Source organism: Lysinibacillus sp. 38-6 (assembly GCF_046245175.1).
Taxonomy (GTDB): domain Bacteria; phylum Bacillota; class Bacilli; order Bacillales_A; family Planococcaceae; genus Lysinibacillus.
Genome location: NZ_CP176417.1, coordinates 2,373,822 through 2,386,622, shown reverse-complemented (window position 1 = coordinate 2,386,622; position 12,801 = coordinate 2,373,822). Strand labels below are relative to the sequence as shown.

Below are 12,801 nucleotides of genomic sequence, written 5' to 3'. Positions count from 1 at the left end.
ATGAAAAGGATGATGTATTGCACGTACAGACAGCTGAGACACTCACATTTTATGGTCAGTATGGAAAACGAATTTTTGATATAGTTGGGGCATTTATATTATTACTTATGACCTTTCCTCTAATGCTAGGTGTATTCCTCCTATTACTTTTAACGACTGGACGCCCCATCTTTTTCAAACAAATTCGTACGGGTTATGATCATCAACGTTTTATCATTTGGAAATTAAGAACGATGACCGTACAGGCAACACCCGTCAATTTGCCTGCAATAAGTGCGGAAGGTATACCCGATGATTACTTTTTTAAAACTGACCAAGATACGCGCATTACAAAGATAGGAGCGATACTTCGTAAGTTAAGTATCGATGAAATTCCACAGCTTTTAAATGTCTTAAAAGGTGATATGAGTATTGTTGGACCGAGGCCGGAAGTACCAGCGATCACCAATAGTTATAGTGCGTTACAGGCACGTCGTTTGGAAGTAAGACCAGGTTTAACAGGGCTTGCACAAATAAACGGACGCTCCAATATATCACATGGACAAAAAATTTCGTATGACATTCATTATGTCGATAACATATCGTTTTGGGGAGATTTCAAAATTGTTGTAAAAACCCTTTTTGTTGTGTTCGCTCGAACAGGTGCTTACTAAATAAATGCAGGAGGTGACGGATACTGAATATTGTTCAATTAATAACAAGGATGGATAAAGTAGGGGGCGCTCAAAAACATGTGGAGGCGCTTGCCATTAAGTTAAAGCAAGATGGCCATGGTGTGACGATTGTGACAGGTACTTACGATGCAACATTATGGCGCTTACAGGATGAGCAAATTCATGTCATCAGTATCCCGGTCATGCAGCGGGCCATTCATCTAACTAAAGATATTCAGGCGCTTTGGCAATTACGTGCTATTTTTAAAAAAATACAGCCTGATGTCATTGCGGCACATTCTTCCAAAGCGGGTGCCATTGGACGGATTATTGGGCGCTTGTTACGCATCCCGACGATTTTTACTGCGCATAGTTGGAGTTTTACAGAAGGGGTGCCGCAAAAAAAACAACGAATATATCGTCAGCTTGAAAAAACGGTTCAGCCTTTAACAACCAAAATTATTACCGTTTCGGATTATGATCGTAAGTTGGCATTAACGAGAGGCATTGCACCTGCTCATAAAATGATGACGATTCATAATGGCATTGAACAATTAGAGACACCCGAAATAGCAGCAAGAGGAACGAATGAACATCCTTTAATTGTAATGGTTGCTCGTTTTGAGGCCCCAAAAAGACAAGATTTATTGGTGCAAGCTTTGTTGGAGTTAACGGACATTCCTTGGCACCTACAATTGATAGGGGATGGTTCTTTACGACCGCAAGTAGAAAACTATGTGAAAGATAAAGGTTTATCAGAGCGCATATCGTTTTTAGGTAATCAATTAGATGTCTCGCCATTGCTTGCCCAAAGTCAAATTTTCGTCTTGTTATCAGACTGGGAGGGGTTGCCTATTTCGATTATTGAAGCAATGCGAGCAGGGCTTCCTATTATCGCTACGAATGTTGGCGGGGTCAATGAATTAGTAACGGATGATGACAATGGATTTTTAATTCCACGTGATGATCACAGCCTGCTAAAAAATAGGTTGCAACAGCTTTTAACCAATCCAGCACTATGTGAAAAAATGGGTGATGCTAGTGAACGTCGCTTTTTACGGAACTTTACGTTTTCTCCTATGTACCAGAAAACCGTATCAATCTATGAGCAGGCTGTTTTAAAGTTTGCTAAGAAAGGTGATTAAATTGCAACTAATTCGCATAAGAACTGACGATGAACTTGTGTTTTATAAGAAGATATGGGACGGCATTTTAGCGAATGAACACAATGATAATCCATTTATTGAATTTACATGGTTTTATAACTGGTGGATCACCGTTGGAAAAAAAGAACGAGTCGAGTTGTATGCTGTGCAAAACAATGGAGACATTATCGCATTTGTGCCATTTACAGTACAGCTGCAATGGGGCGTACGGATATATGCCTTTACAGGAGAAACTATCGCCCATTATACAGGCATTGTTGCAAGAAAGGCGTGGCAATTACCTGTAATAGCGTTTGTCATGGATGAGCTCATCAAAAAACATCGCCATGTCGTTTTTACTTTTCACGGGTTACTAGAAAGTAAAGACTCGTCAAAAGCCATTGAACAATATTTCGTTGAAAGGCAAATGCGCCCACATATTTTCCGAGCTGTCACACCATATCTTGCCTTTCGCGAAGTCGATTTTCATAGCAATTTCAATCAACACAATACGCAACATGCTGTCGAGCAACGGGAAAAAAAGCTACGGAAATTCGGTTCTCTACGTAGAATGGCCCCTACACAAGAAGAACTACGGCAGCTATTTCATTTATATAATCGCCGCTGGGCAAAAAAAATAGCTCCAAATGGTTTTGCAAAAGGCAAGCAACAAGATTTTTTTGAACAGCTTTTGACTGTGAATGGAGAAGCGATGCGCGTAGAAGTAGATGCGCTAGCTTTTGACAATCAATGGCTTGCTTTTACCTATGGCATTAGCTGTCGAGGACGATATGTAACGTATGCTGTCGGACATGAGCCGAACTTTGCTAGTTTTGGGCTGGAACATATATTGAATCAGTCAACAATAAAGCGCACATTTACAGAAAACTATCGACTGTACGATATGGCGATCGGCTTGGAGCCTGCCAAATTAGAGTGGCGCTCTGGCATTGATTTTACAAGACGTATCATCGCTAGTAGTAAAACGAAACGAGCTAAGTTATTGCTTAGTCGATTTGTATGGAAGCAACGTTTCAAGGAGATGTGGGAAAGTAATCATCCCTTCGTAGAAAGGACCCGTCATACATTTGCACAATTACGCTATTTAGGAAAGTATGGGAAAGGGAAAGATTGGCTAGAATATGGACAACAATTCGTTGAAAAGTTTGTTCGTTTGAAGCGAGTGGAATTGTACGAGTTATCCCCAGATGATCGGGTCATTCCGCAACAACCAGTAGGGGAGTTGTTTGAGGAAATGACGATGCAAGAGGCAATGCAAACCGATCAACAAGAGCTTATTACTTTACTCTATCAAGGGTACACCATTTATAAAGATTCCTTTGCACAAACGATGAAGCCAGCATTTGCGCTACATACGGAAACTTTACGTGTGGATGCAATGGATATTGTGGAACCTTTGCCAAAGCAAACTTATTTTTTAGCCTACAATCTCTATAAAAATATAGAGGTTGTGACGGCATTTATGCAAAAAATAAAGCCCAATCAAACACTTTGGATGACAGCAAGTTTTTGGCAATGGCGAAAACGCAAACGTCTGCAGCAAATCGGCTATAAACGTATTTCTCGAATGAAGCATTTTAAATGTGCTCGTTATGAGCGCAAGCATGTAGAAAACTACACAGAGAATGGGGGCGATGTTCATTCTATCCATTAGAAGTAAGCGATGGAATATCGCGATGCAGCATATTTATTTTGCAGAAAAGCTAGCAAATACTCGACAGTCCATGAAGCTAGTTTGTCACACACATTCACTTGTTCCGAGCCGTAAGCTTGCTAAGCGTGAGGCGGTTCATATCCCCTTAACAGGTTATGAGTGCGCGATGTATTCAGCACTTTCGAAAAACAATCGCAAACTGCTACGGCGTGCACAGGAAGAGGAATATCAAGTATTTTTATATAAAGAGCCTTCGGATGACAACTTACGCGTTTTTCAGCAATTTTATAATGATTTTGCTAAAAGGAAAAAAATTGAGCAAATTACGAAATCTCAAATGGAAGCCATCGTACTTTTAAATCAAAAAAATGCTTTGCTATTGTCAGAAGTACGGAGTGTTTGTGGACAAACATTATGCTATCGACTGGATATTGTCCATGCGCAAAAGGCGATGTCGTATTATGTAGCGACATGCAATGCTATAGCGTTGCCTACACATTTAACTCGCCCTATACGTTATGCCAATCGATTTTTATTATGGCATAATTTAATGTATTTAAAGCAGCAGGGATATGTGCTGTATGATATGGGCGAGCTAACAAATGTCGAAACGATTCGTCAATTTAAAATGAGCTTCGGTGGACAAGTTGTGAACGTCTATTCGGGCTACATCGCACAATCGAAAATGAGTGCGTTGTTATTGGGCGTGCAAAAGTGGAGAAAATAGCAAGCAACAAACATCACGGTGGTTTAGTAATTTCATTGGATTTTGAGCTGAATTGGGGTGTCCATGATACATATAGGCATGGACAATATAATAAAAATTTATATGGTGTACGACAAGCTTTACCGAAAATCCTGATGCTGTTTAAGCAATACGAAATTCATGCGACATGGGCTACGGTAGGCTTATTGTTTGCAGAATCCAAGGGAGAAATGGCTCACTACTTGCGGGGCATTCCAGTGAAATATAAACAGATGCGCTATGCAGCTCATTCACAGCTTGTAAAAGTTGGGGAAAATGAGCAAGAGGACCCTTTACACTTTGGTAAATCATTAATTGAAAAAATTATGGATACACCACATCAGGAAATTGGCAGCCATACGTTTTCCCATTTTTATTGTTTAGAAAGTGGACAAACAGCCATGGACTTCAGTGCGGATTTACACGCAATGCGCACAATTTGTGATGGTTATATTGAACCGATGAAGTCAATCGTCTTTCCGCGTAATCAAGTGAACGAAGACTATTTTGCGGCTTGCCAGCAAGCAGGATTTATTTGCTATAGAGGCAATGAGCTACATGAATTATACAGTCCGAAAAAGTTCACTAGAAAAGATCGCTTAACATTAGGTCCTAGAAAGTGGCTAGATAGTTATGTGAATTTAACGGGCAATCATATGGTACGACTAGAAGAGATGAAAGACAATTCATTTATTAATGTTCGAGCGAGTGCATTTTTAAGACCCTATAACAGTCTGTTGCGCGCATTTGAAAAACGCAAAATACAACGAATTAAAGAAGGTATGCTTGCTGCTGCAAAGGAAGGGGCTTTTTATCATTTGTGGTGGCATCCGCATAACTTTGGAAAACATACAGAAAAAAACTTGGCGATGCTTGAGGAGCTTTTGCAATATTATCAACAATTACAAAAAGATTATCAATTCCAAAGCTATTCGATGCATGAGGTCGCCATGCTATGTAAAGTCAGCAATAACATTTCTGAATAGAGTGTTATTGCTTTTTTGTATTCAGGGAATTTTCTGTGAATAAAAGGGAAATTACCTGTGGATGACGAAGATGTAAGTTGCTTACTATAAGAAGGCTTGGTAGTGTAGTTGCCTTCTAAAATGTAGCAATGAGCAGTCGAAGCAGACGCAGTATGCGTTTATACATAGACAAAGGGGAGTTAGGGATGACGCAAAAGCAACAAAAGCCAACTTGGATTCAAAATATTTCTCAATTAGTGACGCTTGCAAGTGACAAGAAGGGCCCCCGTGTACGCGAAGAAATGCGAGAACTCGGGATTATCGAAGGAGGAAGCGTGTGGATTGAAGATGGTGTTATTCAAGATCTCGGCACGACACGCGATATGATTTTGAAATATTTACCACGTGCAGAGGAAGCGGAGATTATAGATGCAACGGGGAAAATTGTAACGCCTGGATTAATTGATCCGCATACCCATGTCGTTTTTGGCGGTAGCCGTGAACATGAATTTGAGATGCGTTTAGAAGGTGCCAGCTATATGGACATTATGAATGCTGGAGGTGGCATTCATGCAACAACTCGAAAAATGCGCTCGTTGACAGAGGAGCATATTTTCAATCAAACGACTAGACGCTTGGACTTATTTTTACAGCATGGTGTCACAACATTGGAAAGTAAAAGTGGCTACGGCTTAGATGTGGAAAACGAGTTAAAGCAATTACGGGTAATGCAACGTTTGCAAAAAAAGCATCCAATGGATATCGTACCAACCTTTATGGGCGCACATGCAGTGCCCGAGGAATATCGAGACAATCCTGAGCGCTATGTTGATTTAGTTATTAATGAAATGATTCCTGCAGTCGTGCAAGAAAATCTTGCGAAATTTATCGATGTATTTTGTGAAGTAGATGTTTTTACACCGGAGCAAGCACAACGTATTTTATTGGCGGGTAAGGCACATGGGCTTATCCCCAAAATACATGCCGATGAAATGGCAGAAAATCAAGGTGCGCATGTTGCGGCAAAAGTAGGTGCGATATCAGCCGAGCATTTATTAAAAGTATCGGATGATGGGATAGAAGAGCTTGCTAAATCGGGTGTGATGGCGTGCTTATTACCAGCCACAGCATTGTATTTGGGGGAACAACCAGCCCGTGCTCGAGACATTATTGATGCAGGTGTGCCTGTTGCCATTTCAACTGATTGTAATCCGGGGTCTTCGCCAACGATTTCGCTTCCACTAGTGATGAACTTAGCGTGTATCACTATGAAAATGACTCCGGCAGAAAGCTTATGTGCTGCGACCTATAATGCGGCTTGTGCGTTGCAAATTGAAGATCGTGTTGGCTCAATCGAAGTAGGAAAGCAAGCGGATATCGTGCTTTGGGATGTTCATAACCATCAAAAGCTGCACTATATTTTCGGTGTCAATCATGTGAAAAAGGTTTGGAAAAAAGGTGTAAGAGTGGTAGGGTAAGCTCTTTATCCAAATTGAATGGCAATCGGTTTAAAAATTGGATCAACTATGCAGTAGGTTCCGGTCATAAATAACAGAGAAGTTAGTAATAATTTGCTATAATAGAACAATGCTTATTACGCTTTAGCTAATAGGATAATGGATTAGAGAGGATTTTTATTATGACTATAAAACCAAAATTGCTCATTGTCGATGGCATGGCATTGTTATTTCGTTCTTTTTTTGCATCAGCTGCAATGGGGCATTTTATTCGTTTAGAAGATGGCACACCTACGAATGGTGCGCAAGGATTTGTGCGCCACGTATTGACAGCCCAATCAATTATGCGACCAACTCATTTAGCTATTTGCTGGGATATGGGTGCACAAACATTCCGCAATGAATTATATGATGGCTATAAGGCCAATCGCCCTGCACCACCTGAGGAAATGCTACCGCAATTCGATATGGCTAAAAACTTAGCCGCACAAATTGGCTGGCAAAACTTCGGCGTTGTCGGTATGGAGGCGGATGATTTAATCGGCTCGATGATTACAAAATGGCAAGATGAAGCTGATATTACAGTTATTAGTGGTGATAAAGATTTATTGCAATTGTTAACACCGACAACGCAAATTGCTTTTACGAAAAAAGGGTATACAGAGTATGATTTGTATACACATGCTCGCTTTAAAGAAGAGTATGGTATTGAACCGATACAATTTGCGCAAGTGAAAGCTTTTATGGGGGATACGAGTGATGGCTATCCTGGTGTGAAAGGCATTGGTCCAAAGCAGGCATTAACACTTATTCAAAACTACGGCTCGATTGACAATGTCATCAATTCCTTAGAGGAATTAAAGCCTGGTCAACGGACGAAAATTCAAGACAATCTTGATATGTTGAAGCTCTCACATGAACTTGCGACGATTCAAACAAATGTACCGATAGAAGCAGATTTTGCCCAGTTAGTCGTACCTAACTATGAGCAGCAGACATTTAAAGCAATCGAACAACGCGGCTATTCACTTATTGCGAAACAGGCTCGTTCATTGTACGCCCTTATTTAGGCGCTATTTTAACGAATTGCAATACTTTTGCGTTATTTTGAAAAAGAGCAGTACGAATTTGACTATCACGATTTTGACCGCCATTATCGTGAAAAATGAGCAATAGCGTATCATTATGGACTTCATAGCCTATAAGTGGTACCCAATGATAAGCAAAGGTAGATTTTTTATTGAACCATTGTAGGCTAAAATAACGGTCAAAACGCATGGCAACGGGGCGTCCTGCATCGATTTCTTGCAGCGCCTCTTTTAATGTACAGCTGCGTATATCCCATGTCGGCAACAGTTTTCGAAGATTATGAAGCAAACGCCATTTAAACAAACCAATTTTTGTGCCGCCGAGTTTTTGATAAAGCTCGTTTACTGATGGGGCAGACGTATTAACGTACTGCAGGATAACATGAATAGTTGTCGGCCCACAGGCAGAGTTACGATAATGCGGTGCAATGGATGAATCGTATTGTGATTTTCCTTGTAACGACAATTGCTGTTTCATAAATGGCCCCCTTCGGAAAAGTTATTGTTGAAAATGGTCGTCTTTTACATCATTATTTTTTTAGTAGCGCAGACCGCCACTCCTGCTGAAGAAAGCATAGCACAAAAGACGAGGGCATTCCGCGATTAAGCAGAGCTGCAGCCGTAGTGCTTTACTATAGCATTGCAAAAAAGTGTTAGATTGATTGTAGTCAATCTAACACTTTTTCTTTGTTGATTATTATTGCTGAGCAGCTAAAAACTCAGTCACTTGCTGTGGTGTTTTAGCGTTTGCACTATGTAAGTGTGCTAATTTTTCACCGTTTTGGAAAATTAATAAGCTTGGAATACCCATTACATCGTATTTATCAGCGATTTCAGGCAGCTCGTCACGGTTTAGCTCGTACCAATCAAATTGGTTGTACTCTTCAATAATTGGATCGATGAACATATTCATGCGCGTGCAATCAGGGCACCATCCTGCATAAAATTTTACAAGTACTTTTTGGTCACCAGAGATTAGCTCATTAAATTGTTCAGCAGTAGTAATTGTTTTCATTCGTATTTCACTCTCCTTGCTTTCCATTCTACACATTTTTTCTCCATCCTGAAAGTTTTCTGTTTGGGATAGAGAGAAGCTACTTATTGTTTGATTTTCGCTCGTAAAAAACAAAAAAAGTTGTATAGTGCAAAAATAAATAAAGAAAAAAGATTGCTAATTTAGACAAAATAATCTACACTAAAAGCAGAAAAAGTAGTTTTTATTACCATTCAGTGGCAAACTTCTCTCAAGATATTTTGGAGTGAAATCCAACTGGGTGCTAATACGTCTTTGGTGACCGCCTTAGATATAGCGCGTTTAGTGAAGATTATGAGCCTTCATTGAAATGGGGAAAGCGTTAAAATCTAGGCAAAAAAACACTAAAGCGAGATGTTGATTTTTTTTGGACAAAAAATGAATGGCTATTCATTCAATGGAAGAAAAAGGGGGAATTGCTTGTGACTTATCACATTAAAAAGGCGGCTGTTCTAGGTTCTGGGGTAATGGGTTCTGGAATTGCTGCACATTTAGCAAACATCGGTATTCCAACATTATTATTAGACATTGCACCAAAGGAACTGACGAAAGAGGAGGAAGCAAAGGGTCTTACATTAACACATCCAGCTGTAAGAAATCGCTTTGTGAATGGTGCTCTTCAAAAGTTAGTGAAGCAAAAGCCGGCACCACTTACTTCTAAGAAAAAATTATCACTACTGACGGTAGGGAACTTTGATGACGATTTAGACAAACTAAAAGATGTAGATTGGATTATAGAAGTAGTTGTTGAAAATTTAGCGATTAAACAAAGTTTATATGAAAAAATTGATGCTGTGCGTACACCAGGTACGATTATTAGTTCCAATACATCCGGTATTAGTATTAATGCAATGGCAGAAGGACGTTCAGAAGATTTCCAAAAGCATTTTTTAGGGACGCATTTCTTCAATCCTCCGCGCTATTTAAAATTACTTGAAGTCATCCCAGCAACGACAACTGCACCAGAAGTTGTAGACTTTATGAAAAAATTCGGTGAGGACATACTCGGCAAAGGCGTCGTATTAGCGAAGGACACACCAAACTTTATTGCCAATCGTATAGGCACATACGGACTGCTCGTTACTTTACAGGAAATGATGAAAGGTGGCTATTCAGTTGGCGAAGTAGATTCTGTGACAGGTCCACTGATTGGTCGTCCGAAATCCGCTACTTTCCGTACATTAGATGTGGTCGGCTTAGATACATTTATCCATGTGGCAAAAAACGTCTATGACCAAACAACGGGTGAGGAACAGCAAGTATTTGCAGTACCGGAGTTTCTACAAAAAATGGTTACAAACGGCTGGCTCGGTGCTAAGTCTGGGCAAGGTTTCTTCCTAAAGCAAGGGAAAGAAATTTTAGAAATTGATCCAACTACATTAACATATAGTCCTGCGAAAAAATTACAAACACCTTCACTTGAAATGGCGAAACAAACGCGGGGCTTAGCTAATAAAGTAAAAGCATTAACATATGCGAAAGACCGCACAGGTGAACTATTATGGGGGATTTTTGCTCCTACATTAATTTACTCTGCACAGCTACACGGTGAAATTGCTGATGATATTGTGGCCATTGATAATGCTATGAAATGGGGCTTCGGCTGGCAACAAGGACCATTTGAAATTTGGGATGCCATTGGTGTAACAGAATCAGTTGCGAGAATGGAAGCGGAAGGTCTTGATGTTCCGCTATTTGTGAAAGAGATGTTAGCAAAAGGCTTTACTTCATTTTATTCCGAACTAGATGGAGATGTAGCGTATTACAACGGTTCACAATACGTAAAAGTTCCTATTAATGAAAAGGAAATTAACTTAAAGCGCTATAAGAAAAAACATGGCGTTATTAAGTCCAATACAGGTGCTAGCTTAATAGATTTAGGGGACGGCATTGCATTACTTGAGTTCCATTCCCAATCCAATGCGATCGGTTTAGATATTATTCAAATGATTAATTATGCAATAGATGAAGTGGAAGTAAATTATAAAGGCTTAGTGATCGGAAACCAAGGGAAAAACTTCTGTGTCGGTGCGAACTTAGGTATGATTTTAGTAGAAGCGCAGGATGATAATATTTTTGAACTAGACTTTGTAATTAAAGCATTCCAAGATGCGATGCAAAAAATAAAATATTCGAGCAAGCCGGTTGTAGCTGCACCATTTGCTATGACATTAGGTGGGGGCGCAGAAGTGTGCTTACCTGCTGCGCATATCCAAGCGACGATGGAAACATATATGGGCTTAGTAGAAGTCGGTGTTGGTTTAATTCCTGGAGGTGGCGGTAATAAAGCGCTTTACCAAAAGTTCTTAAAAGGCTTACCGAATGGCGTTGAAGTAGACTATCAACATATTGCCAATAAAGTATTTGAGACAATTGCGATGGCGAAAGTTTCAACTTCAGGAGAAGAAGCGCGCGAAAATAATTTCCTAGACTTTGCAGATGGTATTTCAGTCAATGCAGATCACCAAATTTATGATGCTAAGCAAGCGGCTTTAGCACTTTATGAAGCAGGCTACCAACCACCAGTGCCAACGAAAGTACCTGTTGTCGGTGCATCGGGCTACGGTACGTTATTAATCGGTGCGCAAGGGATGTTTGAATCAGGTTTTATTAGTGAGCACGATTTAAAAATTGCGAAGAAGTTAGCTTATGTCATTGCGGGCGGCAAGGTTCCATATGGCACATTCGTTGATGAGCAATACTTATTAAACTTAGAACGTGAAGCATTCCTGAGCTTAGTTGCAGATCCACTTTCGCAACAAAGAATGCAACACATGTTATTAAAAGGGAAACCACTTCGTAACTAACGAGACGAAAATGTTTGCACATGAAACAAAGGGGGATTTAGACGATGCATGAAGCCGTAATTGTAGCAGGAGCACGAACTCCTATTGGAAAAGCGAAGAAAGGTTCATTAGCAACGGTAAGACCAGATGATTTTGGGGCAGCAGTTGTCAAAGAAACATTGAAAAGAGCGGGCTATGAAGGTCCTGTCGATGACTTAATTTTAGGCTGTGCAATGCCGGAAGCAGAGCAAGGTATGAATGTCGCACGTAGTATCGGAGCGCTAGCAGGGCTACCGGATACGACCCCTGCCCTGACAATTAACCGATTTTGTTCTTCAGGTTTACAAGCAATAGCCTATGCAGCGGAACGTATTATGCTCGGTCATTCAAAGGCCATTCTTGCTGGCGGAGTGGAATCCATGAGTATGGTGCCTATGGTAGGGAATACACCACGCTTAAATCCAACATTAGCTGAAACTGCACCGCAATATTACATGGGGATGGGGCATACAGCAGAGGAAGTAGCGCGTCAGTATAATGTCAGTCGTGAAGATCAAGATGCATTTGCTGTACGCTCGCATATGCTTGCAGAGAAAGCAATCAAAGAAGGTAAATTTAATGATGAGATTGTTCCAATTGAAGTGGAACAACATTATGTGGATGACAACAATAAATTACAAGTGAAAAAATTTACGTTTAGTGTCGATGAGGGAGTACGTCCTGGGACATCTGTAGAAGGTTTAGCGAAACTTCGCCCTGCTTTCCATGTAAAAGGGAGTGTTACAGCAGGGAATGCTTCGCAAACTTCTGATGGCGCAGCAGCTGTTCTTGTCATGGATCGTGCGGAAGCAGAAAAGCTCGGAATGACACCGATGGCGAAGTTTTTAGGCTTTGCAGTTGGCGGCGTTCCACCGGAAGTGATGGGAATCGGCCCAATCGTAGCTGTACCAAAAGCGCTTGAAATTGCCGGTTTATCCATTCAGGACATTGATTTGTGGGAAATTAACGAAGCGTTTGCCTCACAGTCATTACAAGTAGTGCGTCATCTAGGCATTGACCAAGAGAAAGTGAATGTCAATGGTGGTGCCATTGCTTTAGGACACCCGCTTGGCGCAACTGGTGCCATTTTAACATTAAAGCTAATTCATGAGTTAAAGCGTCAAGGCAAAAAATATGGTGTTGTCACAATGTGTATCGGCGGCGGTATGGGCGCTGCTGGCGTATTTGAAATTTTATAAGTTGTAGGTATCGTTT

Annotated in this window: 11 protein-coding genes; 9 read left to right on the top strand and 2 right to left on the bottom strand. The window is 40.5% G+C overall.

Annotated features, from left to right (window positions below; genetic code table 11):
- Positions 1-17: 17 nt before the first annotated feature.
- The 7 genes from ACKVEV_RS12425 to ACKVEV_RS12395 all read left to right on the top strand — a co-directional run bounded on the left by ACKVEV_RS12425 (position 18) and on the right by ACKVEV_RS12395 (position 7,710).
- Positions 18-653, top strand: a complete 636-nt coding sequence (locus tag ACKVEV_RS12425; RefSeq protein WP_409366730.1) for a sugar transferase — start codon at positions 18-20, stop codon at positions 651-653.
- 50 nt (positions 654-703) lie between these two features.
- Positions 704-1,798 (top strand): glycosyltransferase family 4 protein, encoded by a 1,095-nt coding sequence (locus ACKVEV_RS12420; RefSeq protein ID WP_409366729.1) that lies wholly within the window; start codon positions 704-706, stop codon positions 1,796-1,798.
- 1 nt (position 1,799) lies between these two features.
- A complete protein-coding gene (locus ACKVEV_RS12415) occupies positions 1,800-3,473 on the top strand; it encodes a GNAT family N-acetyltransferase (protein WP_409366728.1) in 1,674 nt (557 codons plus the stop codon).
- Positions 3,454-4,200: a hypothetical protein gene (locus ACKVEV_RS12410; RefSeq protein ID WP_409366727.1), complete on the top strand. Its 747-nt coding sequence runs from the start codon at positions 3,454-3,456 to the stop codon at positions 4,198-4,200. The genes ACKVEV_RS12415 and ACKVEV_RS12410 overlap by 20 nt, the downstream gene beginning before the upstream one ends.
- Positions 4,188-5,204, top strand: a complete 1,017-nt coding sequence (locus ACKVEV_RS12405) for a polysaccharide deacetylase family protein (protein WP_409366726.1) — start codon at positions 4,188-4,190, stop codon at positions 5,202-5,204. Before ACKVEV_RS12410 ends, ACKVEV_RS12405 begins: the two co-directional genes overlap by 13 nt.
- Before the next feature lie 185 nt (positions 5,205-5,389).
- The gene (hutI, locus tag ACKVEV_RS12400; protein WP_409366725.1) at positions 5,390-6,661 is read left to right on the top strand and encodes an imidazolonepropionase; all 1,272 of its coding nucleotides are present in this window, start codon (positions 5,390-5,392) and stop codon (positions 6,659-6,661) included.
- A 161-nt stretch (positions 6,662-6,822) separates the two neighbouring features.
- Positions 6,823-7,710 carry a 5'-3' exonuclease H3TH domain-containing protein gene (locus ACKVEV_RS12395; RefSeq protein WP_402926247.1) on the top strand — a complete coding sequence of 296 codons (888 nt, stop codon included), beginning with the start codon at positions 6,823-6,825 and terminating at the stop codon, positions 7,708-7,710.
- Here the strand turns inward: ACKVEV_RS12395 and ACKVEV_RS12390 are convergent.
- Positions 7,703-8,206: a C39 family peptidase gene (locus tag ACKVEV_RS12390; RefSeq protein ID WP_402926249.1), complete on the bottom strand. Its 504-nt coding sequence runs from the start codon at positions 8,204-8,206 to the stop codon at positions 7,703-7,705. The two genes, ACKVEV_RS12395 and ACKVEV_RS12390, sit on opposite strands and share 8 nt — an antisense overlap.
- A 219-nt stretch (positions 8,207-8,425) precedes the next feature.
- Positions 8,426-8,743: a thioredoxin family protein gene (locus tag ACKVEV_RS12385; protein WP_409366724.1), complete on the bottom strand. Its 318-nt coding sequence runs from the start codon at positions 8,741-8,743 to the stop codon at positions 8,426-8,428.
- Between the two features lie 440 nt (positions 8,744-9,183).
- Between ACKVEV_RS12385 and ACKVEV_RS12380 the strand changes: the two genes are divergently transcribed.
- Both ACKVEV_RS12380 and ACKVEV_RS12375 read left to right on the top strand, forming a co-directional pair.
- A complete protein-coding gene (locus ACKVEV_RS12380) occupies positions 9,184-11,568 on the top strand; it encodes a 3-hydroxyacyl-CoA dehydrogenase/enoyl-CoA hydratase family protein (protein WP_409366723.1) in 2,385 nt (794 codons plus the stop codon).
- 44 nt (positions 11,569-11,612) lie between these two features.
- A complete protein-coding gene (locus tag ACKVEV_RS12375) occupies positions 11,613-12,785 on the top strand; it encodes an acetyl-CoA C-acetyltransferase (protein ID WP_402926252.1) in 1,173 nt (390 codons plus the stop codon).
- The last annotated feature ends 16 nt before the right edge of the window (positions 12,786-12,801 follow it).

Excerpts from the sequence above, each read along its gene's own strand:
- ACKVEV_RS12420 (WP_409366729.1), top strand. The coding sequence starts at position 704 with ATGGATAAAGTAGGGGGCGCTCAAAAACATGTGGAGGCGCTTGCCATT.
- ACKVEV_RS12410 (WP_409366727.1), top strand. The coding sequence starts at position 3,454 with ATGTTCATTCTATCCATTAGAAGTAAGCGATGGAATATCGCGATGCAG.
- hutI (WP_409366725.1), top strand. The coding sequence starts at position 5,390 with ATGACGCAAAAGCAACAAAAGCCAACTTGGATTCAAAATATTTCTCAA.
- ACKVEV_RS12395 (WP_402926247.1), top strand. The coding sequence starts at position 6,823 with ATGACTATAAAACCAAAATTGCTCATTGTCGATGGCATGGCATTGTTA.
- ACKVEV_RS12390 (WP_402926249.1), bottom strand. The coding sequence starts at position 8,206 with ATGAAACAGCAATTGTCGTTACAAGGAAAATCACAATACGATTCATCC.
- ACKVEV_RS12385 (WP_409366724.1), bottom strand. The coding sequence starts at position 8,743 with ATGAAAACAATTACTACTGCTGAACAATTTAATGAGCTAATCTCTGGT.
- ACKVEV_RS12375 (WP_402926252.1), top strand. The coding sequence starts at position 11,613 with ATGCATGAAGCCGTAATTGTAGCAGGAGCACGAACTCCTATTGGAAAA.